The sequence below is a fragment of the Actinoallomurus sp. NBC_01490 genome (assembly GCF_036227085.1).
In the GTDB taxonomy this organism is placed as follows: Bacteria; Actinomycetota; Actinomycetes; order Streptosporangiales; family Streptosporangiaceae; genus Actinoallomurus; species Actinoallomurus oryzae.
On sequence record NZ_CP109433.1, the window covers coordinates 48,219 to 74,237 of the forward strand.

Here is a 26,019-nt window from a genome sequence, read left to right on the forward strand (position 1 = left end):
CTTCAGAGCAGCAGCTCGGCGAGCTCGTCGAGCAGAGCCGCCACCCGAACGGCCCGCGTGTGATCCTCGACGACACGCGCGATGACCTCGTCCGCCGACCGCCCCGCCCGCGCGAGCACCGCCCGCCGCGCCGGCTCACTCAGCCGCACCCGGGTACGCCGCCGGTCCGCCGCGTCCGGCGGCGTCTCGATCAGACCGCGCTCCCGCAGACGCGCCACCGACTCCGAGACGTGACTCTGCGCGAACCCCGTCCGTACCTTGATCTCGCTCACCGCGCTGTCCGGGTGCTTGAGCACGTCCTCGATCACGGCGATCTCGGCGGGTGTGAGCTCTGCGTCACCCGCGGAGGTGGTGACCTCCCGGGACAGATCGATCAGCCGCTTCCCCAGCCGGTGCATTCGCACGCCGTCCATGTCTCGGAGAATATATCGGCACAGATGCATCGGTACCGATGTAATGTGTGCGTCGAGCGGAGGGAGTGTCCTGTGGGCATGCTTGAGGGAGTCGGCGGTACGTCACTGGGCGTGGCACGCGTGAGAGCGTGGGAGAGCCGCCGCCCGGACCGCCTGTTCGAGGACCCGTACGCCGCCGCGTTCGTCGCCGCCGATGGTTCCGGTGGCCGGGGGCCTCTCTCTCCGGCGCGGGCCCGGCTGGCCTTCCACGTCATCATCCGCACCCGCTTCTACGACGACTTCCTGCTCGCCGCCTGCGACAGCGGCTGCCGCCAGGTCGTACTCCTGGCCGCCGGCCTGGACACCCGCGCGTACCGCCTGCCGTGGCCGCCCGACGTCAGCCTGTACGAGCTGGACCTGCCGGAGGTGCTCGCCTTCAAGGACCGGGTGCTGGCCGGCGCGGGAGCCGAGCCGCGCTGCGCACGCACCGCCGTACCGGTCGACCTGCGTGACGACTGGCCGCGACGGCTGACCGACGCCGGCTTCGACGCGTCGGCGCCCACGGCGTGGCTGGTCGAGGGCCTGCTGGTCTACCTCAGCCCCGAGGACGCCGACCGGGTGCTGAGCCGCGTCGGCGCGCTGTCGGCCCCCGGCAGCCGGATCTCCTTCGAGCGCAGCAACGCCGCCTCGGTCATCGCCGAGGAGGACCGCGGCGGCATCGAGGAGTACGCCGAGCTGTGGCAGGGCGGCATCGGCGACACCGCCGGCCGCCTCGACGCCGACGGCTGGCGGACCGAGGTGCACGAGCTGACCGACGTGGCCGCCTCGTACGGCCGGCCCGCCCCGAACTCCTCCCTGAGCGGGTTCGTCACCGCCACCCGCTGACCGTCACGGCAGGGCGTCGACCAGGGCGGAGGTGACGTCCTTGGTGGTCGCCCTGCCGCCGAGGTCACGGGTGCGCAGGGCCGGGTCGGCGGTGACCGTCTCGATCGCGGTGAGGACGTCGGCCGCCGCCTTCTCCCGCCCCAGGTGGTCGAGCATCAACGCGCCGCACCACACCTGCGCGATCGGGTTGGCCACCCCGCGCCCCGCGATGTCCGGGGCCGAGCCGTGCACCGGCTCGAACATCGAGGGGCACCGCCCGGTGGGGTCCAGGTTGGCCGACGGAGCCACGCCCAGCGATCCGGACACCGCCGCGGCGATGTTGCCGAGGATGTCGCCGAACAGGTTCGAGCCCACGACGACGTCGAGATCCTGCGGATGGGTGATGAACCGCGCGGTGAGGGCGTCGATGTGCATCCGCTGCCACTTCACGTCCGGGTGCGAGGCCGCCACCTCGGCGGTGACCTCGTCCCAGAACGGCATCGTGTGCATGAGCCCGTTCGACTTGGTGGCCGAGACCAGCGCCCCACCACGCTGACGCGCCAGGTCGAAGGCGTACCGCAGCGCCCGCTCACACCCGCGCCGCGTGAAAATCGACTCTTGTACGGCCACGTCACCGTCCGGGGTGGCGAACCGCCCGCCGACGTCGGAGTACTCCCCTTCGGTGTTCTCCCGCACGATCGCCACGTCGAACGCCTCGCACTCGCGCAGCGAACTGGCCAGCCCGGGCAACAACCGCACCGGCCGCAGGTTCACGTACTGGTCGAACGCCCGCCGAATCGGGATGTGCAACCCCCACAGCGAGATATGGTCGGGCACGCCGGGCGAGCCGACGGCGCCGAGGAAGATCGCGTCCGTCTCACGGAGCCGGTCGATGCCGTCGGGCGGCATCATCGCGCCGTGCTGGGTGTACCAGGAGCAGCTCCACGGCAACTCGCACCAGCTCAGCACGAAGTCGTGCCGTACGGCGACCGCGTCGAGCACCCGCTGCGCCGCGGGCAGCACCTCCTTGCCGATGCCGTCACCCGGAATCGCCGCGATGAGATGCCCGTCCACGCCGCTCACATGACCACCGCCGGCGCGCTCACCCGGGGCACGATCCGGGCTCCTTCAGGTGGAGGCCACACGCGATGGTCACTGTCGGTACGAGCGGGATGAACTCCTCACCGGACCACGGCCGCCACCGCCCGTACGCCGCGGCCAAGTCCGGGTTGCTATTGATTTTCCAGGTCACGGTTGCACTCCAGGGGGGACTCGCATCTCGGCGACCGGGGCAAGTCACCATATCTTGCCCCCTCACCTCTTCACCAGAGTTTCCGCAGGCCAGAACGTTGCACCGACGCTCACAGGGGCCACAAAGGCACCGCCGACCCCGCACGCCATCCGTCCCGAGCGGCGCGATCGGGGGTCAAGTGCTGTCTTCGCCGGTGTAGGTTCCGCCTCGGTTGCGCAGGGCGACGCGCGTGCGGAGGGCGCGGCGCATGACGCCGTAGCCGCAGTCGAATTTCTCGGCGACCTGGCGAATGCTCCAGCCCTGGTCGTACAGGCGGGCGGCGTCTTCGGCCCACTGCCGTTCGTCCTCGGCCTCGTCCGATGTCGTGTCTTGGGCGAGTAGACGGACCACCGTGTCCCAGCGGTAGCGGCGATGGCCGCCCGGCGTACGGAGTGGGGTCAGTTTGCCTTCGCGGGTCCATCGAGCAATCGTCGTGGTACGGACGCCGAAGATCTCGGCCACTTCTCGTGGTGTGAGCAGCTGTTCGTGGTGGGGATGGTCGGTGGGCATAGGGGGACCGTGATCTTTCGTGGGGTCGTTCTGGCCGGTGACTGGACCGCCTCGTCACATCCGTGCGGCCGGCGGCGTCGCCGTAGGTGTGTGTGGCTCGGTTCCGGGGTCGGCGCAGACAGCCCAGACGGTCTTGCCGCCCTGGTCTTCCAGTCGCCAGCCCCAGTCCTTTGAGCACGCCTCGACGAGCAACAGGCCGCGTCCGTCCACCCGGTTGAGGGATTGCCGCTGGGGGTCGGGCGAGGCTTCGCTGCTGTCGGAAACCTCGATGAGGACGGTGTCGCCCTGGCAGGACAGCGTGAGGTGGAAGACGTCGCCGATTTTCGTGGCATTCGTGACGAGTTCTGCGGTGACGAGCAGAGCGTTGTCCGCAAGGTCGGCCATGTCCCATTCGGCGAGCGCGAGACGCGTCACGATGCGCGCCTGTTCGGCGGCGATCGGGTGCGGGGGAAGAGGGAACCGGTACGTGCGGCCCGTCACGCCTGCTCACCGCCTTTGACGGTCTCGGCCAGCCGGCGCTTGCTCAAGCGGGGCAGTGTGACCGGGTTGCTGACGCAGATGCCGGTGTCGCTCCGGCTCGCGAGCCAACGCCCTGAATCGAACGCCTGCGATCTCTCCGCCTGGTCCATGAGCGCGCGGAGTCGCTCCACGCTCGAATCGTCGATGATCAGGCGCTCGTTCGTGCAGGAACCGAACGCGGTGAACATCCGACGCCACGGCGACCAGATGACGACCCAGCCCGCGTACGCCGCTTGAAGCCGGAGCGCGACCTCGGCCGCGTGCGTATCGGCCGCCGACCGACGCTTCTTGCACGCCCGCGGGCCACGCGGCCGACGTCGGTCGATCACTCGTCGACTCCCGCCGGATCGTCGCGCAGCGCGAGGACCCGCCATGTGCGCGACAGCGAGGGGGTCGGACGGGCCCGCGTCGACGATGACCTTGAAACCGCGGGCTGCCAGCGTCTTCCTAATGCACGGAGTCGCCGCGGCACCGCCTCCCTAACGGCATCCGGCGTTTCGGTCTCTGATCGCACGTGGCGCTCCCATCTGTCGGCTGCGACATGACTACCGACAGTGAAGTTCCCGTAACGTATTCGTACCAGAGACGCCACGTACCACCCGCTGCGCCGGGCCCGGCCGCGGTGGTACGCCTTGTCCTACTTCACACGGCCAAGCTCTTTGCCAGGGACCGAATCGCCGGAGATGGGCGCGTTTCCTCTTCGCGGATATCCCGCACCAGCGACCGCGCGACCCCCTGGTGCCGAAACCACACGGGCGACAGATCTCGTGCCTCCTGCAGACACTCGACCGCCGCGCAGCGTAGCTCGCGACCTCTTTACCGTCCTTCGAGGCCATCCTCTGGACTTTGACATCAGAAAGCAGGATCGCCTCCTTAATGCCTGGGCCGTTGACGTCGGCTGCGACATCATGACCGCCCCCTCAGGACCCGTCGCGATCTACAGTAACGTCTGGGGCAGCGGCAACAAGCTAGCCGCCATCCCCAAGCACCCTCTGGAAGCCTCCGACTACGCCGCCGGTCCCCGCCTGACCCGGACGTTGGACGATGCCCGGGCCGCTGCTCCCCACGCCGCCGCCATCATCGCGATCGATACGTTCCTCCTAGACAGGTCCCCGACTACAGTCACCACCCACCTCGAAAAGCTCGACGGCTTGCTCACCTGAGCAAAAGGCAGATATCAGCCCTTGCCGTCGACCTTGCGGTAGATATCCATAAGGGCCTGCTTTGGCTTATTTGAACTTTCCTTTGATCACAAAATCTTCAGGAGCAAACGATAAGACTCTCTGCCTCTGTCATGACTCGCTCCTCCCCGTTACCGCTTTCAAACGTTCCGCTTCCTGACGTATTTCCTTCTCTGAGACCAAATGCACAACACCAAACTTATCCGCAGGCGCAAGCTCGACCGAATCAAATACAAAGGAAGGGACCGCGCCCGAAAGGATGGCATCTGGAGGGAACTTCCTGCCGTGGCCACCCTTTCTATATTTCTTGTTTCCAACGTAAAGGCTAAGAGCGACCCGTCCACACCAGGCATCAACTCGAAACAACGCGTCGGCTAGAGGATGGAACTGGACATCGACGCCGTTAGCCCGGAGCTGCGAGATGACATGTATCTCTCGAATAAACGAGTAGTAAAAGTTACCTATGCGCCATCGCATCGCCTTACGCGCATCCAGCAAAGACCAGCATCCTTCGCCCGCAACCTCGGCATTCTTTTTACTCGCTGGATCATAGAGCATCGCCCGCGCTTTTGAATCCGTGCGACAGAATTCGCCAAACTCTTTCCAGGTAAATACTCGGCCGATTGCCTCGAGTACATAATGGAATACGTGAGAAAAGGCGAAATCAGGCTCCCAATCTACGATCTGCTTAACCCGTTCACCCTCATAGCGTCTTACTTTGCCGAGTGCATGATTATCAGGATCTATTTGATCCCTAATCGCATAGATCTCTTCGGGCGTTACGGTGTAGAGCACCTTCGTGCGGTGAGCCAGCACATGAGGGACGACGGTGTTCCGCCGCTTCGGGTCGTCTCTCCACGCAGTGAACCTACTCCTGGCTTCATCTGTGACGTTGAACAGGCTTAGCACGTCATCCGCGGTAGTCTCCGAGATCACAAGTCGAGCATAGGACACAGGTACGACAAATCGTGACATGACAGTCGGGGTGCCCGTCTGCCAGCCCGGCGGCATAGCCGCTACAGAGGCAGAGACGGGTGACACCAGTTAGTGTTGCCCGCATGCCCGCATCGTTCGCTTCCTCCTTGCTCGGATGACACAGCCCCAGAGGCAGCGATGAAATAATTGCGAATTGCGCAGACTCTGCCAACCCTGAGTTAATCCGAATCTTCGAAGGTATGCTTTTGGCGATACCGTTGCCAGTACCGGCGCAGGTCGCCGGTGTCGTCGACGGCGAGATACACGCTCTCCGCGAGCTTGTCCGGGCCATACTCGACAGCGAGGGTGCCAGACGGGTCATCCGGGTGCAGCCGCCTGGTTGACCGCAGCCAGGAACCAGCGATCCGCGTCAATGATGACCTTGAAACCGCGAGCTGCTAGCGTCAGTCCTAATGCGCGAAGCCGCTGCGGCGAATGCCTCGTAACACGCTCGTACCAGAGACGCCACGTACCCCCGCTGCGCCGAGCCCGGCCGCAGTGGTACGTCTTGTCCTAGTTCACACGGCCAAGCTCTTTGCCAGGGACCGAATCGCCGGAGATGGGCGCGTTTCCTCTTCGCGAATATCCCGCACCAGCGACCGCGCGACCCCCTGGTGCCGGAACCACACGGGCGACAGGTCTCGTGCCTCCTGCAGACACTCGACCGCCGCGCGGCGGTGCCGGGCGTCGGTGTGCGCCTGGGCGACGTCGAGGAGGTGCCGACCGCGGGAGATGCCTTGGAGGTCACCCGGGCGAATTCGACGTGCCGCCTCGAGCGCACGGGCAGGCTCACGCCGGACGGTGTGTGCGTGAGTGGCCTGCATCGCCGCCGACGCAGGCCCGAACGACGTTTGATAGACGCTGACCCGGCCGCCGAGCCGCTCGCCAGCCGCACCGGCCATGGAGATGTATTCGGTGACGTCTCGCCGTGCCGCGGCAGCCGGCGCCAGAGCGGTCACAAGGAGATTGCCCCATGCCGCGATGCGCTGGGGATCGGCCGAGAAGGACGGCTCGATGCGGTCGGCCATGCGCGCGGCGAGGTCTTCGGCCTCGGCGAGCCGGGCCTGATGGAGCAAGATCCATGAGTACGTGGCATGCAGCGTCGCCCAGAGTAGTTCGTCATCGCCGTCGCGTGCGGTGACGATCGCTCGCTCGGAGGCGAGCGCGGCGAGGTCGTCGCGGCCAAGGTGAACCAAGAGCGACGCACCGAGATCGTAGGCGAGCGCGAGCGGTCGCACGGCCGCCGACCCAGTAGCCGCGTGTGCGTGGCGAGCCTCACCGATCAGACCGGGAAGGCGGGCGAGGAGCCCGCCGAAGTCGCCCTTCCAATAGACGTCGGTCGCCGCGTCGACGGCGCGCTGCAGCTCGGCCGCTGGCGTCGGCTCACGGTCATCTTGGCTGTCGATCCCGGGAAGGAACGTTGGGGAGACCAGGACATCCCGGAGCGCGAGCACTCGCCCGCCGTCGCGGTCAGCACCGATGCGGTCGCGCTTCCCAGTGAGCTCGGACAGGTCGACGTCGAGGGCATCGGACAGCTTCATCAGGGTTGTCGTACGCGCTGACTGGCGGCGCCCCTGCTCAAGCTTGGCGACAATCTCCCTACTGACGCCGACCGCTTCCGCCAGCTCCTCCTGCGTCAAGTTCCGCTCGCGCCGGATGACCCGAAGCCGACTTCCGATCGTGCCACTTTCGGACAAGCCACTCGCCTCCCTGATGAGGTCGCAGTCACAGGGTATGGCGGGTGGCTTTGTCATGTCAGAAGAACACAACCGGCGCCATAGATGTCAGTTCTAGGCCTAGCCCTGTGGGGCGCTACGGGAGCGGGAAGCTTTGATCGAGCCAGGCCCGGACATCGCGAGGGGTTTTGTAGCCGTGTTGGCGCAGGACATCGGTGATGTCACGTCCGCAGACCAAGGCAATCGGGTGCCCATCCTCTCGCACCTCCTCCTGGACTTGCTGAGCGAAGTAGGAGGTCGTGACGAAGACTCCGAAGTTGCGGTGGCGCAGCCTTGAGATCAGCCGGGAAACCTCACGCACGCCCACAGTGTTCGTCGGTGCGTAGCACTTGGCCTCAAGAGCAAAGTCGATGGCGATGCGGTCGGCCGGCGGGCCAATGATGTATTCGCCCACAGCGTCTCGCCCGCCGTCCCGGCTGGGGCGGGTGACCTCACAGCGTCCCGTGGCAGGAGCCAGCAGCCGCCATAGGGCCACAGCGCAGGCCTCAAACTCATGCTCACGATCGCGGAAGTGCTCTCGAATAGCACCCAGGATGGCCTTGCCTTGCAGGTCATCGGGCATCTGACTGGCCTTCGACCTGATCACGGTCGTGGCCGGCGCCAACACCGGGGTGTAGGTGCGGCTTTTGACCCAGGCGCTCCAGGCCGGAGGGCACCCTTCGGAGAGCGGATCGCCGCCCGAAAGCACGTGCCGAATCCATGTGCGGCTGATCTTCGCCTGGTCGAGGACGGTGAAGCGCGCGCGATAGTTCTGGAAACGTCGGCCGCCAGTGGCCCGCCAAACAGCGGCCAGCTCATCGTCTACGGTCATGGTCGGGCCGCCCGGTGCCAAGAGGCCACGGAACCGCACGTCCCGGCCCCTACCCCGACTAGCCTTCTCGAAGAGCAGGAAAGGTGGCACCTTCGCGCGGTCTGCCGCAGAGCCGTGCGCGGCAGCAAAGACATCTTTGAGCAGGAGATTGCCGTAACGCGGCGTGTCATGCAGTTCACGGCCCGGCGTGCGGTTATCCCCGAAGTAGGTGAAAGTACCAGTCTGAAGATCAAGGTAATCCGGCCAGTCCAGCTCACCACCAGTGGTGTAGAGCACCGAGATACGGACCGTGCCCTTGGCCGGCGAGCCACAGTGCCGGAAGCCCCCTTGATTCCCAACGCCCGGTATGAGCTTCGCGATGGGATCGTCACCTGCATGGCCGCTCGAGCCTCCCTCGTAGACGGAGTCAAGAAGCAGATCAGCGGCGCCAAGGTCAGCGAAGGGAACACGTGACTCCGCCGACGCAGTCGGAAACATAAGGGGCATGAACCCAGTTTTAGCACCACATAGTGGGATCAGATGGTATGTCGGATTCTGTCCGGGTCAGGCGCTCGGGCGTGCACGAACCGCGTAGTTCGCCAGGTCAGCTGCGACGTTGGTGCGCTTGCGCGTCGCGGACGGCATCGACGTCCACGGCCACTGCGGCGAGCCCTTCCTGTCTGCTCGGCGTACCGGCGGACGACTCCGAACCAGTCCCCGATCGACATACGGGGCGCAGGTCGATCGTCTTATCCTTTGGCCGGTCTCTCACCTACCGACCGGACTATGTGCAAGCGCGAGACGCTTTCCGGAACGCAAGGCACCCATGGTCACCTTGATGAACCGACGCAGCGCCAGAATGTGCGGGTACTGCCACCGAGCACGCAAGTAACACGGCCAAAACCGAGATGTGCTCCACGTGGGTCAACCACGTGGAGCACATCTGATCGGGGTCGCCGCCGAGACGTCGGGCCAGGGATCGGCCTCTCCTCCGGGATCGACCAAACGGGCGTGACTGCAGCCAGCGATATGTCGCATCTGCCTCTTAACCGGCCTCCCCGCCGACGAGGTCAGTTTCATGCATGTCGGCCGAGGCAGCGCCGACGTCGGTCAGGGCCAGCGTTAGACGTCGCCACCCTGAGCCTGCACCGTCCACCACGCCTTGGCTCGGCCAGTGGCCGCGCCTGTTAGCTCCTCAGACAGGAGGCAGATGTCGGCCTTGCCGATCTTTCAACTGATCTTATTAGGCTTAATGAATGCCTCGTGACGCAAGTGATCCTCCTGGCCGACGAATGCTTTAAAGGATTCAAGCCGGTATGCGGCTACCTTCCCGTCTTCGACCTCGATCTTGAAGTCTTGCTTCAGGTGATTTATATGACGCTCGAATACCGAAGCGTCGAGAGGCTGATCGAGCCTGCGATTGATCTCTTCCATGGTCAGAAAGCCGCTCGCGCTGCGCAGGACAGCGTAGAGAGGGTCGTGGGTGGTATTTGTCAGCTCGACGAGAGGCTGAGGATCGCCCTGGTGGGAGAGCGCGCGGTGGATCTGCTCCCCGATCGCACGAGCTACTGGAGGCGGGAAGGCGTTGCCGATCTGCCGGTAGTTGGAGGTCTTGCGCCCTGTGAACTCCCATTCGTAGTCCGGCCCGTTCCAACCCTGCAGCCGGGCGACCATCTCGCAGGTCAGTGGGGGCCTGAAGCCCTCCTGTTTTCCCTTAACCGGTTTCGGAGATTCCTCCGAGGGAGGGCCGTCGCCGAGTACTCGCGCATTCACGCCTAGTTCAGCCCAGGCGCGTTTGGCTCGTGTCGGCCCCAGATCAGCGCCACCGTGCTTCTTGGAGCCGCCGACGATCGTCGGAGCGATGTCATTGGCCCCGGCAGCCCAGTGCGAGGCCCATCTCCAGCCGCCTTCAGCCATCAGATCTTGGAGAGTCTCGCCCACGGTCTTGGCCTGGCCTTGCTTCTGGGGCCACTGGAAGTATTGAAAGTCGTCTGGCTTCATCGCGACCAGGACGAACCGAGGTCGGAGCTGGGGCACGCCGTAGTCTGAGGCATGCAGTAGTTGCCAGTCTCCGATGTAACCGAGTTCTCTGAGACGATCTAGTACATGTTGGCGGTAAGCGGAGAAGCGCGGCATGCTCAGCCCCCGTACGTTCTCCAGCATGAGCGCGCGGGGCTCCATGATCCCGCAGAGCTCGATCGCCCACGCGAACAGATCCCGCTCATCGGTAGCGCCGAGTTGCTTGCCTGCGATGGTGAACGGCGGGCACGGTACTCCGCCAGCGAGCAGGTCTATGCCTTTGTAGTCGGCGGGGTTCCAGATGTCAGGGTTGGCGACGTCCCCTTCGGCGATCTTCCAGTCTGGCCGGTTGTGACGGAGGGTGTTGGCTGCGTTGGCATCCAGTTCGACGGCCAGCTCGTGCTTGAACCCAGCCAGATCCAGTCCCAGAGACTGCCCGCCAGCGCCGGCGCAGATCTCGACGACCTTGAAAGTATGCACGGAATCCCCCTGCTCGTTCCACAGCGACGGTTGCAGGCCAGACGAGGAGGGACTCATGGGAGCTATCTTCTCTCATGAGACCCCCCTGCTGGCGAATCGAAGGAATCAGGCAAGATCGTGTCGAACGTTCCAGGTACCGATCCTCGCGAGGCAGCGTGGGCCAAGGGCGCCTATCCGCGTCCCATGAACGAAGGCCGATCGCGCAACATGCGGGCGAACCGCCGCGCGGACACCAAGCCAGAAGTAGCTCTGCGTAAAGCTCTTCACGGCCTGGGCTACCGGTATCGGAAAGACCTCCGTCTTGACTTGCCTGGCGGTGTCCGGGTGCGGCCTGACATCGTGTTCACGGCCAAGAAGGTCGCAGTCTTTGTTGACGGCTGCTTCTGGCACGTCTGCCCCGAGCACGGGCGCCAGCCGACGACGAACGAGTGGTACTGGACCCCGAAGTTGAGGCGGAACATAGAGCGGGACCGTGCAGCAGACGCTGCGCTCACCGCCTCTGGGTGGCAAGTCGTGCGCCTCTGGGAACATGAGCCCCTCCCTTCCGCGATCGACACGGTGGTCGAGGCGCTACGCCCCGCTCCGCCCGAACACCGGTTCGAAGGTACCGAGGGGCAGTGACAAACCAGGGGCGCCCGAAAGTTAGGTTCTGGAGCGCCCGGGTTGCGTGGAGGCCCGAGGTCGATGCCGACATGCGTCCGGGGACCACGAGCAGCGACGCGGCCGCGAGGGCCAAAGTACAAGCGTCACGCTGTGAGCCTGGGCGGCCCTCGAGGAAACCCCGCTACGGCGAAGCTACCCGACGTGCGAGGGACTCCGAACTCACCCGGAACGCTGCGTGCAGTGCCAGAGCGTCACCGCGATCAGTTAAACCTCATTGATCTCAGAGCAGCCTGCATCTACGATCAAGCCGAGATCCTTACCCATAACGGGCGAGCCGACCTCATGACACCCGCATAAGCAATTTGGCAAATATCGCAAGTAGAGGCGTTTCTCGCGTGACAGCAGCGCTTACCGCAGCAAGAGAACGATTCCACAAGAATCTTGTCGACAGGCACACTTTGTCCCTGTCGTTTGACGATGTGGCTTCAAATGCCGACGGTAGCCAGAAAACCAGCATCGCCATCGCATTGCACATAGCGCAGGATCTTGCTGCGCAAGCCGTTCCGAAAAAACTCGATGGCCAGAGAGCCGGGAAACAATTTGAGGAGGCCATAGAAAGGTTCCTAATAGAGACCTTTCCCTTCTTCCACTCTCTCCGCCCGGGCAACTGGACCATCGAGAACGTCGGCGGCTCGCGCAGCGAGTATCAGATTTCCAAGTACGAGCCTTACAGACACCTGACTGACCTGGCTCGCGCTATTGAGAACGACCGAACTCTAGCCTCCGTGCTTGGAAACTCATATGAAATCAGCCCCGACATCCTGGTACTGCGGAACCCTGAACCAGACGAGACAATAAATCGCGATCACGAGCTCGTAGACGCGGATTCCGGCCAGTATGCTGTCATCAGGTGGGCTAACCAGGACCGTCCGATCGTCCACGCCATAGTCTCGTGCAAGTGGACGCTGCGCAGTGACCGCGCCCAGAACGCACGCTCAGAGGCTCTAAACGTGATCCGGAACCGGAAAGGACGCACGCCACACATCGCGGTCGTCACCGGAGAACCCACGCCCTCCAGGCTGGCGTCACTGGCCCTGGGGACTGGCGATATCGATACGGTATATCATTTCGCTCTGCCGGAACTAATCAAGGCGGTCGACAAAACAGAAAACGACGAGGCGATCAGCATGCTCCGCACCCTGGTCGACGGGAAACGTCTCCGCGACATCAGCGACCTGCCGCTGGATTTGGCAGTATAGCGGCATGTGCTTCGCTTACCGGACCGCCTACTGATGCTTCGATCTCCCTCCTTTCGTCCCACTGACCCGATGGTCGCGAGCCGGGGCATAGCCTTATTCGGGTGCGGTGAGCAAGAAGGCCCGTTCCGATTCGACCGCATCGGGTATCGCTCGGGTGAGCGCTATGTATGACCCTCACCCACGAACACTCTTCGACCCTCCACTACCGTTCGGGAAGTGAACCATCCGCAGTGAGGTGGAAGAAGTAGCGCCATTGGAACGAATGATCACTACCGGGCGTGGCCGGAGAATCATGGTTTTAGCTTCGGGTGAGTGTTCGGCCTCGATCGTGCGGTTGATTCTGTGGCGATGACGACCGACGGCAACTGCGGCAGAGGAGCAGCCATGGAAGTAGAGCACCGGGGCGCGGCCGAGACTGATAAGCCGCCCCGACGGCGGGCAGCCCCAGCCTGATCAGAGCCCGCCGCCTGACCGGCCAGGAGCATTAGGAGCCCCATCCAGGGCCGAAAGTCACCGTGTGGCGATGGAGGCCAACCACAAGGTGCCCGAAGCCCCGACAGGCACCACCGATGACCGCAACCCCAAAGACACTCCGACAACGGCGCAGGAATTCTCAGGGCAGCAGGAGTCAGACACGGAAGACCAAGGCGAGCAGAGGCCCCCAGAGATCCGGGAAATCGAGACCACGCCACCGGATAGCACCGAGCAAACACCTTACTCTCCCTCCGACTCGCTTGAACAGCGCCCGTCGTACGGTAATTTCGCTAATCTCTCCGAAGAGTTCGAGGCTCGAGCTCAAAGTACCGCGATCGAGCCGTCAGCCCGACCGAGTTCCAATAGGACTCACAACACACGACCGCAGAGACGTCAGCGACCGGCCAGCGATACATCCACCACGTCGCGCGGCAGTCGACCGTTCATCTATTCATTCGTGAGAACAAGGGAGATGCCATACACCTACGCCGGCCCGATGCACTACCAAGACCACGAGGGTGTACGCCCCATGCGTATTCGCTGGAAGTTGGCCAACGAGCTTCCCGCTGACGTCTTCCGGTACGCCAAGGTCACGGTCGGCTGACCTACCGAGCGAGGACGTGCCGATCGCAGCCACAGCGAGCCTCCCGCATGTCCGATTGACGACCGTGGCTGTGCGGCGTGTGCGCCCGGTGCTTAACGCTCTTTCGCTGCGGGCCGCGTGTCACGCGAGATCGGCGATGGCCGGGCCTCATTGCCTCATCCGTCGAAGCGGGACCAGCGGAACCCGTGTTCGAGCAGCGGTGTCAGGATCCCGCGGTGAAGCGCGCCGAAGCTCACAACCGCCTCGTTCTGAGAGCTGCTGACCTGCGTGAGCAATCCCGGGGCCACGAAGAACCTTTCGGCGGTGAAGGTCGGTAGGAAAGGACTCAGAGGTACAGGACGCAGCATGCTCCACAACGCGTCAAGACGCGCGGGCGGCATGCAGTAGGTCCATGCGTGGTAGGGGGCGGCATTCATGGCTTCGTAGAGGGTGAACTGCAGGAGGAAGCGGCTCAGCGGTTCCTCTTCCAAGATCGTCTCTGGGGTCGCAGCATAGGGATCTTCAGTGAGCCACACGCGGGGGTCGGTTTCGCCTGATTCCTCCAGTGGCCACGGGATGGACCAATCCATTCCGGCCTCGTTCCACAGGGCGAAGACCAGCCGCTCGCCGAGCGGTCCAGAAGCGCGTTCAGGGTGCTTCAGTACGGGATCGTGGAATCTGTGAATTGCCGGACGGATGCGGGCCAGGCGATGGAAGGCGGCCAACGCCTCGGGCAGGTTGTTCAGCTCGTTCGCCGTGCTCTCTCCCTCAGCCGGCTCAGTCTCCTCGGCAGGAAACCAGCCGAGCACGAACGACTCCAGGGCCTTGATCGGATCCGTTTCCACGTGGTCGACCCAGTCCACCGCCGGCACCGGCCCGGGGACCGGGACCGGTCGGACCGCGTCCAGCATCTCTCGGGTCAGCGGCTGGTCGAGCACCAATTCGGCGCGATCAAAACTGCCCGGTTCCGACGGCCGTCCCCTGCACAGCGCGGTGCCCAAGGGGAGGCACCCCGAGCCCAGGCGGGCGAAAACGTGGATTGGAGGTGAGCCCCGGAATTCGAACCGTGAGTGGAGGTCCGGAATCCTGTCCCCGCGCAGGAGCACCTTGGTGGAGTCCTGGACGCCGCTGACTCCGGGGTTGTCTCCGGACGCGACGATGACAACGGTCGCGCCCACCCCCGCCCCGATCAGGGCCGGGCCCATCTCGTACCGGTGGAGCCCGGTCCCGGCGACGGAGAGTGCCGCCGCCTCGGTGAGCAGGGGCGGAAGCACTTGCGACACGTGGTCACCCTATCGAGGAAGACGAACAGGGAGGGCCGGTCACAATCCAAACGCGCCCTGACCGGGAGACCCCCGGAGGGGATGGATTCAGCCCTCTTGGGTTACGAGGGGTGATCTTGTCAGTGCTCGCCCTGCAGCGCGGCGCGCCGGCACCCCAGACGTACGTCTGCGGTGAGCCTCCCACGGCAGCGAGGTGGGCCGTGACAGCAACGCAGTCATCGGTACCTCGCCGTCTCTGGAGTAGCTTCGGATCGAGCGAGCACCTGCTGCGGCGAGCAAGGTCAACACTCAGGCAATCCGTAGTTTGCCGAGTTATTTCTCACGGGAAGAACCCGCTGAGGGGTGGTGATGCGCAGGGTTCTGGTGGCGGTTGGGTTGCTCGTGGCGCTGTGCGGCGGATGTGCCGGCTCCGGCATGCCGCGGCCCGTGAGCAGCATGAGCACCTGGAGTCGGGAGCGGTTTCTCCGTGCTCACCCGCCCACCGGGACGCCGACCGCCGAGCCGGCCAGCTTCGGGAAGCGCGTCGGGGCGCTCTTCTCTCACGACACCAAGGGTGATCACTTCTGTACGGCCAGCGCCGTCGACAGTCCTGCCCGTAATCTCATCATCACGGCCGCTCACTGTGTGCACGCCGGAGCGGGCGGGGGTTACCTCAGTGACCTCGTCTTCGTCCCCGGCTACCGCAACGGGAACGCGCCGTACGGGATCTGGAAGGTCAAGACGCAGTTCGTCGACGATCGGTGGGCCAAGGGGTCCGATCCCGACCTCGACGTCGGGTTCGCCGTGCTCGAACCGCTCAACGGCAAGAACATCGCCGACGTCCTCGGGGCCAACCTGCTCGGGATCAACCAAGGGTTCACCAACCTCGTCCGGGTCACCGGCTACCCCAAGAGCTCCGACAAGCCCGTCACCTGCATCAATCGCACCACCAAGAAGATGAAGTACCAGATGCGCTTCGCCTGCAACGGGTACGCGCCCGGCACCAGCGGCAGTCCCTGGTTGACCCACTACGATCCGAAGACAAAGCGGGGCGAGGTCGTCGGAGTGATCGGCGGGTACCAGCTCGGCGGTGACGAGGACGCCGTCTCCTACAGCGCCTACTTCGACGACGACGTACGGAAGCTGTACGAGCGCGCCATCGGGCAGGCGGACTAACGAAGACAGGGATCATGGACGTCGACGTCGTAGTCATCGGGATGGGTCCGGGTGGGGAAGCGGTCGCGGGGAGTCTGGCGGCGGCCGGGCTGAGCGTGGTCGGGGTCGAGAACAACCTGGTCGGCGGCGAATGCCCCTACTGGGGCTGCATCCCGAGCAAGGCCATGGTGCGGGCCGGTGACGTGCTGGCCGAGGGGCGCCGCCTGCCGCGGTTCGCCGGATCGGCGGACATCGAGGCGAGCTGGGCGCCGGTCGCGGGCCGCGTGCGGGAGGTCACCGCCGCCTGGGACGACAGTGCCGCCGCCGAGCGCTTCACCGGCAAGGGCGGCCGGCTCGTCCGTGGGGCCGGGAGGATCACCGGCCCCAAGGAGGTCACGGTCGGGGACGATGTCTTCCGCGCCCGGCGGGGTGTGGTGATCGCGACCGGTACGGTGCCGGCGGTCCCGCCCATCGACGGGCTGGAGGGCACCCCGTACTGGACGAACCGGGAGGCGATCGAGGCGGAGAAGCTGCCCGCGTCGCTCATCGTCCTGGGTGGTGGCGCGATCGGGTGCGAGCTGGCGCAGGTGTTCGCGCGGTTCGGCAGCCGGGTGACGGTGCTGGAGGCCGGGCCGCGGCTGCTCGGGCCGGAGGAGCCGGAGTCCAGCGAGCTGCTCCGTACGACCTTCGCGAACGACGGTATCGACGTGCGCGTGGGCGCCAAGGCCGAGCGCGTACGGCACGACGGCGACGGGTTCGTGATCAACGATGACCTGCGTGCCGAGCGGCTCCTGGTCGCCGTCGGCCGTCGTACGAACTTCGCCGGGCTCGGGCTCGGGGCGGTCGGGCTGGACGAGGGCGCGCGGTTCATCGACGTTGACGACCGGATGCGGGCGGCCGACGGTGTGTGGGCGGTCGGCGACCTGACCGGCAAGGGCGCGTTCACGCACGTCGCGGACTACCAGGCCCGGATCGCCGCGCGTGACATCCTCGGCGAGGACGGACCGGGAGCCGACTACCGGGCGCTGCCGCGCGTCACGTTCACCGACCCGGAGATCGGCGCGGTCGGGCTCACCGAGAGCCAGGCGCGGGAACGCCACTCCGACGTCCGCGTCCACAGCACCGACCTGGCGAACAACACCCGCGGCTGGCTGCACCGGGCCGAGGGCTTCCTCAAGCTGGTCGAGGCCGAGGGCCGGCTCGTCGGCGCCACCTCGGCCGGGCCGATGGGCGGCGAGATCCTCGGCGCGCTCGCGGTCGCGGTCCACGGCGAGGTGCCGGTCGAGCGCCTCCGGCAGATGATCTACGCCTTCCCGACCTTCCACCGCGCCATCGACGCCGCGCTCCTCTGACGCCTGACGCCTGACGTCCCGCACTGATCGGTGGCACGATGTGCGGGGAGGTGGGGATGCCGGATCCGTTGCCATTGCGACCAGGAGATCCGGAGACGATCGGGTCGTACGATCTGACCGGGTTTCTTGGTGAAGGTGGCCAGGGTGCCGTCTACCTCGGGGAGAACGCCGACGGCGATCGTGTGGCGGTCAAGGTGTTGCACGCCAGGTTCGCCGGGGACGACCGGGCCTTACGGCGGTTCGTACGAGAGGTCGATGCCACGCGCCGGGTCGCCCGGTTCTGTACCGCTCGCGTGCTGGAAGTGGCCATCAACGGCGCCCAGCCGTACATCGTCAGTGAGTACGTTCCCGGCGAATCGCTCAGAGAGCTGGTCGCTCGCGACGGTCCCCGGGAGGTCGGGGCGCTGGAGCGGCTGGCGGTCAATACGGCCGCCGCGCTCGCGGCGATCCACGGGGCCGGGATCGTCCATCGCGACGTCAAGCCCAGCAACGTTCTCATGGGGCCGGACGGGCCGCGCGTCATCGACTTCGGCATCGCCCGTGCCCTCGACCACGTCACCACCCAGTCGACCGGCCTGATCGGCACGCCCGCCTACATGTCTCCCGAACAGATCGCCGGCGGCCGGATCGGTCCGGCCTCGGACATGTTCTCCTGGGCCGTCACGCTCGTTTACGCCGCCGTCGGCAGGCCGGCGTTCGGCGGTGACAGCGTGCCCGCGGTCATGCACCGCATCCTCACCGACGAACCCGATCTGTCCGGCGTCCCCACGCCCCTGCGCGATCTCATCGCGGCGGCACTCGCCAAGGATCCCGAGCAGCGCCCGACCGCCAATGACGTACTGCCCGCCCTCGCCGGTCCACCGAAGGACGAAATCCCAGCCGACGTCCCATTCGCGGCTGTACCGTCCGACCCCACCTACGAGCCGACCGTCATCGCAACGGGCGGGGCCGACCCCGAACCGACCGTGACGGCAGCGGTCGCCGCCACCCCGCTGCCCACCGCCACCCCCGAGCCCCCCACTGCCGGCCCCGAGCCCGACGCCGCGCCCGGGGTGATGGCACCGCGAGACGCCGCTCCCGCATCGGGGGTGATGGCGCCGGGAGACACGGCCGATCGGCACCCGATGACCCGCCGTGCGGTCCTGCTGACGGGCGTCGGTGCGCTCGCCGCCGTGACCGTGCCGGCCGGCCTCTACTATCGGTTCCACGCGCGGCACGCGACGGCCTCCCATCTCGAACTCGCCGCCGTTCTTCGCGGGCACAGCGCCGAGGTCCGTGGGGTGGACTTCGGTCCCGATGGGAGGTTCCTGGTCAGCGGTGGGCACGACGGGATCCGCATCTGGAACGTCGCCACCCAGAGCGCCGTCGCCACCCTGGCGTTCAACGGCGCCGTCACGTCGGTGGCCTTCAGCCCGGACGGCAGGATCCTGGCCGCCGGCACCGAGTCACACACGGTCGAGTTGTGGAACACCTCCACGGGCCGCCTCACGGCCACGCTCGAAGGGCACACCTCCGCGGTCGGCGCTGTCGCGTTCAGCCCCGACGGCAAGACGCTGGCCAGCGGAGGCGGCGACGGCACCATCCGGCTGTGGGACCCGGTCGAGCGCCGCCACGTCGCCACCCTCACCGGGCACACCCCCGTCGTCGATGCCGCGGCGTTCGGTCCGGACGGCAAGACGCTCGCCACCAACGGCTCCAACCGGGTCTGGCTGTGGGACCCGGCCAAGCGGCGCCGCGTCGCCGCGCTCAGTGGCCACGGCGCCAGTGTCAACGCCGTGGCGTTCAGTCCCGACGGCGGAATCCTCGCCACCGGCAACGGCGACCGGACCGCACGCCTGTGGGATGTCGGACGCCGACGCATCATCGCCACACTCAGCGGGCACACCGGCGCGCTGTCGTCCGTGGCGTTCAGCCGCAATGGTGGCTTCCTCGCCACCGGCGGCACGGACAGGACCGTACGGGTGTGGGAGGTGACCGGCCGACGCGCCATCGCCACCCTCACCGGGCATACCGGTTACGTCGAGGGTGTGGCGTTCAGTCCCGACTACACGCTGGCCAGTTGCGGCGACGACAAGACGATCCGGCTGTGGCGGTTCCGATAGAACCGCCCGATGAAAAAGAACCGCCCGATGAAACCGTCAGTGGGGCGGCGGTCTCTCCGCTTCGATGGCCGGGCGTTCCTCGTGTTCGCCGTTCGGCAGCGGGACGACGTCCTCGGTGTAGAGGCGGTTGAGGCGGCGGCGGAGCCGGGCCGACGGGCGGCGGGCCTCCTTCGGCTCGACACCGGCCTGGTCCGGTCGGGGTTCGGGCAGCCTGCGGGGCACGCGGCGGCCGCGGATGACCGCCTCCGCCTCCGGGTCGAGCGGATGGTCGGGCTCCTCGTACTCGCCGGAGGGCCGGCGGAAGATCTTGCCGGACTCGACGCCGTGCCGCAGCATCGCGACCTCGCGGCGCTGGAGGCCCAGCGCGATCCGGCGGGAGATCACGAACGCGAGGACGGGCCCGACGAACACCCCGACCCGGAAGAACCACGTCGTACCGTACAGCGGGATGTAGAACGTCTTGGCGATGATGTCGTTGGCGCCGGCCATCCACAGCAGGCCGTAGAACGTCACGCCCGCCATGCCGATGCCCGTACGCACGGGCATGTCGCGCGGGCGGTCGAGCAGGTGGTGGATCTCGTAGTCGCCGAGCGCCCAGCGTTCGAGGAACGGGTACACCGCGAGCGCCGTGAACAGCAGTCCCGGGATGAACAGCGCGGGGATCAGGACGTTCATCGGCACCGTGTGGCCGAAGGCGTCGATCTCCCACCTCGGCATGAGCCGCAGCGACCCCTCGAGCCAGCCCATGTACCAGTCGGGCTGTGAGCCGGCGCTGATGGCGCCCGGGTTGTACGGGCCGAACAGCCAGATCGGGTTGACCTGGAAGGCCACCGAGAGCAGCGCGATCACGAAGAACACCCACAGCTGGTACGCCAGCGTCTTGATGATGAACGACGGCCAGAACGGCTTGCCCTCCACGACGCGGTTCGTACGGCCCCTGGCGGGGAACTGGGTGTGGGTCTGCCGCCAGGTGAGGACGACGGCGTGCAACGGGATCAGGGCGAGCAGGATGAGCGGGATCAGCAGAATGTGGACCGTGAACAGCCGCGGGATGATCGCGTCGCCGGGGAACGTCCCGTCGAACAGGAACAGCGTCAGGTAGGTCCCGACGATCGGGATCGCCAGCAGCACGCCCTCGAGGATCCGCAGGCCGGTGCCGGACAGCAGGTCGTCCGGGAGCGAGTAGCCGAACAGGCCGTTGATCATGACCAGCAGGAACAGGATGACGCCGATCACCCAGTTCAGCTCGCGCGGCTTGCGGAAGGCTCCGGTGAAGAAGTTCCGCAGCATGTGGGCGATGATCGCGCTCAGGAACACGATCGTCCCCCAGTGGTGGAGCTGTCGTACGAGGAGACCGCCGCGCACGTCGAAACTGATCTGCAGCGTCGACTCGTACGCCTCGCTCATCCGGACGCCGCGGAGCGGCACGTACGAACCGTTGTAGACGACCTCGGTCATGCTGGGCTTGAAGAAGAGCGTCAGGAAGATCCCGGTCACGACGATGATCACGAAGGAGTACATCGCGGCCTCGCCCAGCAGGAAGCTCCAGTGGTCGGGAAAGACCTTCTTCGCCGCTTTCTTCAAAAATCCGGCCAGGCCGAACCGTTCGTCGAGCCCCCGGGCCGCCTCGTTGAGCGGTCTAGCAGCCATACCGATCTCCAGATCCGACGGCCGCTCGACCGTCCTCGGTTATCGGTCCCCTCATCCAGTAATACCCGGATGACCTGCGCAAATACGCAATTGTCCGGCCACTCGCCTCGGAGCCGTCGTCCCGGTCGCGTACCTTTTCGGCGTGGACAGGTTCGTACGTCGCAGTGATCTGGTGCTCGCGGCGGTCGTCGGAGCGGTGGTGCTGGCCGGCACCGTCTTCTACACGCACGGCTTCCACACCGGTGACATCAAGGCGTACGCGATGGTCGTCCTGGGGGTCGCCGCGCTCACCGTACGGCGCCGGTTCCCCCTGTTCGCCGTCAGCCTGGCGGGTCTCTCGACGGCCTTCTATTACATCGGGCCGTTCCCCGACGGGCCGGAGATGCTCACGTTCGCGGTCGCGTCGTTCCTCGCGGTGGCGGAAGGGCACCGGCTCGCCGGCTACCTGGGTACGGCCGCCGGGCTGGCGGTGTTCGGCTCGGCGGAGTTCGCCTTCGGCCCGCCCCACATCGGGCGGTTCGTGAGTGTGCTGGCCTGGGTGCTCGTGGTGCTGTGCGCGGGCGAGGTGTTCCGCTACCACCGCGCGTACCTCATCGAGGCCCGGCAGCGCAAGGACGAGGCGGAGCGCACGCGCGAGGAGGAGTTCCGGCGGCGCGCCACCGAGGAGCGGCTGCGCATCGCCCGCGAGGTGCACGACGTGCTCGCCCACCAGATCTCGCTGATCAACGTGCAGGCCAGCGCGGCCCTCCACCGCCGCGACCCCGAACAGGCGTACGACGCCCTGGGCGCGATCAAGGACGCCAGCAAGCAGACGCTGCGGGAGCTGCGCACCACGCTCGGCGTGCTGCGGCAGGTCGACGAGGCGCAGCCGCTCAGCCCCGCGCCCTCGCTCGGCCGGATCGACGACCTGATCTCCCAGACCGAGGACGCCGGGCTGTCGGTGCGGCTCGTCGTCTCCGGCGACCGGCGAGACCTGCCCGCACCGGTCGACCTGGCGGCCTACCGCATCGTGCAGGAGGCCCTCACCAACGCCGTGCGGCACGCGGGCGAGGCGACCGCGACCGTGCTCGTGCGCTACCGGCCCGACCAGGTGGTGGTCGAGGTCTGCGACGACGGCACGGGCGCCGACGAGGCCGAGGGCAACGGGATCCGGGGCATGCGGGAGCGGGCGGCTACGCTGGGCGGCACGCTGGCCGCGGGTCCGCGCCCCGGCGGCGGCTTTCTCGTACGCGCCTCGCTTCCCCTGACCGAGACGATGTGATCATGACCGACATGGGCTCCCCGATCCGGGTCATGCTGGCCGACGACCAGAAGCTCGTACGGGCCGGCTTCCGCTCGATCCTCGACGGCGAGGACGACATCACCGTGGTCGCCGAGGCGGGTGACGGCGCGGAGGCGGTGCGGCTCGCCGAGCGGGTACGGCCCGACGTCGTCCTCATGGACGTCCGGATGCCGGTGCTCGACGGGCTGGAGGCCACGCGGCGGATCGCCGCGGACGCGCGGCTGTCCGACGTGCGGGTCGTGATCCTGACCACCTTCGACCTGGACGACTACGTCTACACCGCACTCAAGGTCGGGGCCAGCGGCTTCCTCGTCAAGGACACCGACCCGGTCGAACTGATCCACGGAGTGCGCGTCACGGCGCGCGGCGACGCGCTGCTCGCCCCCTCGGTGACCCGGCGCCTCATCGCCGAGTTCGCCACCCGCATCAAGCTTCCGCCGCCCTCGCGCGATCTCGAACAGCTCACCGAACGCGAGCGCGAGGTCATGACACTGGTCGCCGGCGGCCTGTCCAACGATGAGATCGCCGCCCGCCTCGTGGTCAGCCCGGCCACGGCGAAGACACACGTCAGCCGCGTACTGACCAAACTCGGCGCCCGCGACCGCGCCCAGCTCGTCGTTCTCGCCTACGAGTCGGGGATGGTACGGCCCGGCTGGCTCGGCTGAGCGCCCCGGCCTCACCCCTGTCGTTCGGGAGGAGAGGGCGATCTCGCCTGACCAACTATTCATTGAATGTATAGTTGCTCACATGTCTATCGGGCATGTCCTACTCGGCCTGCTTACCGAGCGGCCCAAACATGGCTACGAGCTCAAACGCGAGCACGATGATCGGTTTCCCGGAGTGAAGCCGATCGCGTACGGGCAGGTGTACGCCACCCTGCAGCGCCTTGAGCGCGACGGAAAGGTCGCCGTGAGCGGCACCGCGAAGGAGGGCGGACCCGAACGCGTCGTCTACGAGATCACCAGCGCCGGTACGGACGAGGTGCGCCGCTGGCTGGCCGAGATCGAACCGCCCGCGCCCTATGTCTCCAGCGCTCTGTTCACGCGGATCGTCCTGGCGCTGATCGCCGAGAGCGCGGCGGACGGATACCTGCTGCGGCAGCGTGCCGCCCACCTCGACCGGATGCGCGAGCTGACCGCGCGGAAGAACACCGCCGGGATCTCGGCGGGTGAACTCCTCGCCACCGACTACGCCCTGCATCACCTCGACGCCGACCTGCGCTGGCTGGAGACGGCCCGGCAGCGCATCGGCGAACTCACCAAGGAGATCCGCCCATGACTTTGCTGGAAGCCCGCCACATCGAGAAATCATTCGGTCGTACGCACGCGTTGCGCGGCGTGTCCGTCGCGATCCGGTCCGGCGAGGTCGTCGCGATCACCGGACCGAGCGGCTCGGGCAAGTCGACGCTGCTGCACTGCCTCAGCGGGATCATGTGCCCCGAGACAGGCGAGGTCCACTATGACGGGCGACGGATCGACACGCTCGACGAGGCGGCGCGTACCCGGCTGCGCCGTGAGGCGTTCGGCATCGTGTTCCAGTTCGGCAGGCTCGTCCCCGAGCTGACCGCAGCGGAGAACGTCGCGCTGCCGCTGCTGTTCAACGGTGACGGCCGTGAAAAGTCCGCGGCGGTGGCCCGTGCCTGGCTGGAGCAGATGGACTCGCTCGACGTTGCGGACGCGCGGCCCGGGGAGCTGTCCGGGGGGCAGCTCCAGCGTGTCGCGGTGGCTCGCGCCCTGGTCACCGGCCCGAAGGTGGTCTTCGCCGACGAGCCGACCGGGGCGCTGGACTCCGTCGCCGGCGAAAAGGTGCTGGGCCTGCTGCTGGCAGCCGCCCGGGTGAACGGCTCCACGGTCGTCATCGTCACCCACGACAACCAGGTCGCCGCACATGCGGACCGGGAGATCGTGGTACGCGACGGGGCCGCTGCCGGGGTGGTCGCGTGATGACCTTTCTGCGAGTCGCGGGAATGCTGGGACGCGGCGGGTCACGTGCCGAGCGCGCCCGCGCCCGACTCATCGCCGCCGGGGCGGCGCTGGCCACCTGGTTCCTGTTCGGAGCGGCCAACGTGCTCGCCCTGCACGGGCAACTCGACGACCGGCTGGGCCCCATCGCCAACCGTGGCACGCGTCCCGGCACCGCCTTCGCGCTCGGCCTGATGATGCTTCCGATCGCCGCCTTCCTCTACCAGACGGGGCGGCTGGCGTCCGCGGACCGGGAGCGACGGCTCGCCGCACTGCGCCTTGCCGGGGCGACACCGGCGGAGGTGAGGCTGCTCGGCGTGTTGCAGACGACCCGCTCCGCCGCGCTCGGCACGGTGTGCGGCGCCATCGCCTACGTCCTGCTGCAGTGGTCGATCCGCGGGCTGCTGCTCCACCTGCCGACGACGGCCTCCGGGGTGCCTCCTGCCCTGGGCCTGGCCGCGATGGCTCTGGTCATCACCGTCGCCACCGTCTCCGGCCTGCTCGCCGGGCGCCACGTCATCACCAGCCCGCTCGGCGTGACCCGCCGCGCCACCCGGCGGCCACCCGGCCCGTATGTACTCCTGGTCCCCGTACTGGGCTGCGTGCCCATGGTCGCCCGCTTCGTCGGTGTTCCGGTCCCGTACGGCCCGTACTCCCTCATACTCTGCGCCGGATTGATCCCCGTCGGGCTGATGCTCTCCACGAGCCGGCTGGTCTGGGCGTCCGCCCGAATCGCCGGGCGCCGAGCACGTTCGGCGGAAACCCTGCTCGCGGCCCGCGCCCTGGAAGCCGACGCCCGCCCCTGGGGCCGCACGATGGCCGTCCTCAGCCTGGCCGTGGCCATCGGCAGCGGCACCGGGTGGATCGAAGCGGGGATCATGGACCAACGGCACACGCTCGATCCGTTCTGGCTCACCAGCTTCACCCTCGTCAACCTGGCGCTGCTTGTGGCGATGGCCGCGGCGGCCGCTGCCCTGCTCGTGCACCAGGCCGAGTACCTCATGGAGCATGGCCCGGTGCTGGCCAATTTGCGAGCCACCGGCGTCGCCGACGGCCGGCTGCGCCGTGTTCTCGCGCGGCAGGGGATCATCGCCGCGGTCCTGCCCTGCTGCATCGCGGCGCTGATCGGCTTTGTCGGCCTGGCCGATACCGGGGCACTGTACAACGACACCTGGGCGTTGTGGCCGGTCACCAATGCCGTCCTCATGACCGCCCTCGGCCTGCTGGCTGCGACACTCACCACCAGGGCGTCGCGGAGACGGCTCGGGCGCGCGGTCTCCCCCGGCCGCCTACGCACGGAATGATCAGCGCACCGGCCGGAGGCCGAGGGCCACTCGGGAGGTCTCGGTGATCGTGCCGTTCAGCACCTGCCGGCTTTGTGCCGTGCCGTTGCAGATCAAGTTGTACTGCGTGCCGGCCGGCACGGCCGTGGCGAGGATGACCGGTGCGGTGTTTCCGGCGGCGATGGTGCGAGACCGGCCGAGGTGCCGGGATGCCGTGTCAAACGCGTCGGCGCCGAATATCGCGCGTCATATGGTCCAGCCGGGCGGGCTGAGCGGCCCGTACATTCCGCGATGTA

General features: G+C 66.9%; 24 protein-coding genes. 13 read left to right on the forward strand and 11 right to left on the reverse strand.

Going from position 1 to position 26,019, the window contains the following annotated elements; genetic code table 11:
• Positions 1 to 2: 2 nt before the first annotated feature.
• On the reverse strand, positions 3 to 413 hold the full coding sequence (locus OG417_RS00205; protein WP_329247900.1) for a MarR family winged helix-turn-helix transcriptional regulator: 411 nt from the start codon (positions 411 to 413) through the stop codon (positions 3 to 5).
• Between the two features lie 78 nt (positions 414 to 491).
• Between OG417_RS00205 and OG417_RS00210 the strand changes: the two genes are divergently transcribed.
• On the forward strand, positions 492 to 1,277 hold the full coding sequence (locus tag OG417_RS00210) for an SAM-dependent methyltransferase (RefSeq protein ID WP_329262044.1): 786 nt from the start codon (positions 492 to 494) through the stop codon (positions 1,275 to 1,277).
• 3 nt (positions 1,278 to 1,280) lie between these two features.
• Here OG417_RS00210 and OG417_RS00215 read toward each other — a convergent pair whose 3' ends face one another.
• From OG417_RS00215 to OG417_RS00230, 4 genes are all read right to left on the reverse strand, one after another.
• A complete protein-coding gene (locus tag OG417_RS00215; RefSeq protein WP_329262047.1) occupies positions 1,281 to 2,330 on the reverse strand; it encodes a tartrate dehydrogenase in 1,050 nt (349 codons plus the stop codon).
• Between the two features lie 352 nt (positions 2,331 to 2,682).
• Positions 2,683 to 3,057 carry a MerR family DNA-binding transcriptional regulator gene (locus tag OG417_RS54180; protein WP_442875641.1) on the reverse strand — a complete coding sequence of 125 codons (375 nt, stop codon included), beginning with the start codon at positions 3,055 to 3,057 and terminating at the stop codon, positions 2,683 to 2,685.
• A gap of 54 nt (positions 3,058 to 3,111) precedes the next feature.
• Positions 3,112 to 3,537 (reverse strand): ATP-binding protein, encoded by a 426-nt coding sequence (locus tag OG417_RS00225; protein WP_329247903.1) that lies wholly within the window; start codon positions 3,535 to 3,537, stop codon positions 3,112 to 3,114.
• Positions 3,534 to 3,905 (reverse strand): hypothetical protein, encoded by a 372-nt coding sequence (locus OG417_RS00230; RefSeq protein WP_329247905.1) that lies wholly within the window; start codon positions 3,903 to 3,905, stop codon positions 3,534 to 3,536. The genes OG417_RS00225 and OG417_RS00230 overlap by 4 nt, the downstream gene beginning before the upstream one ends.
• Positions 3,906 to 4,484: 579 nt before the next feature.
• Between OG417_RS00230 and OG417_RS00235 the strand changes: the two genes are divergently transcribed.
• Positions 4,485 to 4,739, forward strand: a complete 255-nt coding sequence (locus OG417_RS00235) for a hypothetical protein (protein ID WP_329247906.1) — start codon at positions 4,485 to 4,487, stop codon at positions 4,737 to 4,739.
• Positions 4,740 to 4,868: 129 nt separating this feature from the next.
• On the opposite strand, the gene OG417_RS00240 is transcribed toward OG417_RS00235, so the two are convergent.
• The 4 genes from OG417_RS00240 to OG417_RS00255 form a co-directional block, all read right to left on the reverse strand.
• Complete coding sequence (locus tag OG417_RS00240; protein WP_329247908.1) at positions 4,869 to 5,693, reverse strand: hypothetical protein; 825 nt, start codon at positions 5,691 to 5,693, stop codon at positions 4,869 to 4,871.
• A 557-nt stretch (positions 5,694 to 6,250) separates the two neighbouring features.
• A complete protein-coding gene (locus OG417_RS00245) occupies positions 6,251 to 7,486 on the reverse strand; it encodes a helix-turn-helix domain-containing protein (RefSeq protein WP_329247910.1) in 1,236 nt (411 codons plus the stop codon).
• A 58-nt stretch (positions 7,487 to 7,544) separates the two neighbouring features.
• Positions 7,545 to 8,765, reverse strand: a complete 1,221-nt coding sequence (locus OG417_RS00250; protein ID WP_329247913.1) for a restriction endonuclease — start codon at positions 8,763 to 8,765, stop codon at positions 7,545 to 7,547.
• Positions 8,766 to 9,488: 723 nt separating this feature from the next.
• A complete protein-coding gene (locus OG417_RS00255; RefSeq protein WP_329247916.1) occupies positions 9,489 to 10,814 on the reverse strand; it encodes a DNA cytosine methyltransferase in 1,326 nt (441 codons plus the stop codon).
• 126 nt (positions 10,815 to 10,940) lie between these two features.
• Between OG417_RS00255 and OG417_RS00260 the strand changes: the two genes are divergently transcribed.
• The 3 genes from OG417_RS00260 (at position 10,941) to OG417_RS00270 (ending at position 13,697) form a co-directional block, all read left to right on the forward strand.
• Positions 10,941 to 11,378: a very short patch repair endonuclease gene (locus OG417_RS00260; protein ID WP_329247918.1), complete on the forward strand. Its 438-nt coding sequence runs from the start codon at positions 10,941 to 10,943 to the stop codon at positions 11,376 to 11,378.
• Between the two features lie 377 nt (positions 11,379 to 11,755).
• Complete coding sequence (locus OG417_RS00265) at positions 11,756 to 12,619, forward strand: NgoMIV family type II restriction endonuclease (RefSeq protein WP_329247920.1); 864 nt, start codon at positions 11,756 to 11,758, stop codon at positions 12,617 to 12,619.
• A gap of 946 nt (positions 12,620 to 13,565) precedes the next feature.
• Entirely contained in the window at positions 13,566 to 13,697 is a 132-nt protein-coding gene (locus OG417_RS00270) for a hypothetical protein (RefSeq protein WP_329247922.1), read from the forward strand.
• Positions 13,698 to 13,852: 155 nt separating this feature from the next.
• Here OG417_RS00270 and OG417_RS00275 read toward each other — a convergent pair whose 3' ends face one another.
• Positions 13,853 to 14,959: a hypothetical protein gene (locus OG417_RS00275; RefSeq protein WP_329247926.1), complete on the reverse strand. Its 1,107-nt coding sequence runs from the start codon at positions 14,957 to 14,959 to the stop codon at positions 13,853 to 13,855.
• A gap of 435 nt (positions 14,960 to 15,394) precedes the next feature.
• On the opposite strand from OG417_RS00275, the gene OG417_RS00280 reads away from it, so the two are divergent.
• From OG417_RS00280 to OG417_RS00290, 3 genes are read left to right on the forward strand one after another with little or no spacing between them, the layout of a single operon-like run.
• Positions 15,395 to 16,114 carry a trypsin-like serine peptidase gene (locus OG417_RS00280; RefSeq protein WP_329247929.1) on the forward strand — a complete coding sequence of 240 codons (720 nt, stop codon included), beginning with the start codon at positions 15,395 to 15,397 and terminating at the stop codon, positions 16,112 to 16,114.
• 14 nt (positions 16,115 to 16,128) lie between these two features.
• Positions 16,129 to 17,445 (forward strand): dihydrolipoyl dehydrogenase family protein, encoded by a 1,317-nt coding sequence (locus tag OG417_RS00285; RefSeq protein ID WP_329247932.1) that lies wholly within the window; start codon positions 16,129 to 16,131, stop codon positions 17,443 to 17,445.
• A gap of 56 nt (positions 17,446 to 17,501) precedes the next feature.
• On the forward strand, positions 17,502 to 19,547 hold the full coding sequence (locus OG417_RS00290) for a WD40 repeat domain-containing serine/threonine protein kinase (RefSeq protein ID WP_329247934.1): 2,046 nt from the start codon (positions 17,502 to 17,504) through the stop codon (positions 19,545 to 19,547).
• 36 nt (positions 19,548 to 19,583) lie between these two features.
• Here the strand turns inward: OG417_RS00290 and qcrB are convergent, their stop codons facing one another.
• On the reverse strand, positions 19,584 to 21,197 hold the full coding sequence (gene qcrB, locus OG417_RS00295; RefSeq protein ID WP_329247937.1) for a cytochrome bc1 complex cytochrome b subunit: 1,614 nt from the start codon (positions 21,195 to 21,197) through the stop codon (positions 19,584 to 19,586).
• Between the two features lie 142 nt (positions 21,198 to 21,339).
• Here qcrB and OG417_RS00300 point away from each other — a divergent pair, with 142 nt between their 5' ends.
• The 5 genes from OG417_RS00300 to OG417_RS00320 all read left to right on the forward strand — a co-directional run bounded on the left by OG417_RS00300 (position 21,340) and on the right by OG417_RS00320 (position 25,744).
• Positions 21,340 to 22,458 carry a sensor histidine kinase gene (locus OG417_RS00300; RefSeq protein WP_329247938.1) on the forward strand — a complete coding sequence of 373 codons (1,119 nt, stop codon included), beginning with the start codon at positions 21,340 to 21,342 and terminating at the stop codon, positions 22,456 to 22,458.
• A gap of 2 nt (positions 22,459 to 22,460) precedes the next feature.
• Positions 22,461 to 23,144, forward strand: a complete 684-nt coding sequence (locus tag OG417_RS00305; RefSeq protein ID WP_442875642.1) for a response regulator — start codon at positions 22,461 to 22,463, stop codon at positions 23,142 to 23,144.
• Positions 23,145 to 23,226: 82 nt separating this feature from the next.
• Entirely contained in the window at positions 23,227 to 23,757 is a 531-nt protein-coding gene (locus OG417_RS00310; protein ID WP_329247941.1) for a PadR family transcriptional regulator, read from the forward strand.
• Positions 23,754 to 24,422 carry an ABC transporter ATP-binding protein gene (locus tag OG417_RS00315; RefSeq protein WP_329247944.1) on the forward strand — a complete coding sequence of 223 codons (669 nt, stop codon included), beginning with the start codon at positions 23,754 to 23,756 and terminating at the stop codon, positions 24,420 to 24,422. Before OG417_RS00310 ends, OG417_RS00315 begins: the two co-directional genes overlap by 4 nt.
• Positions 24,422 to 25,744, forward strand: coding sequence for an FtsX-like permease family protein (locus OG417_RS00320; protein ID WP_329247947.1), 1,323 nt, complete (start codon positions 24,422 to 24,424; stop codon positions 25,742 to 25,744). The genes OG417_RS00315 and OG417_RS00320 overlap by 1 nt, the downstream gene beginning before the upstream one ends.
• Positions 25,745 to 26,019 lie beyond the last annotated feature (275 nt).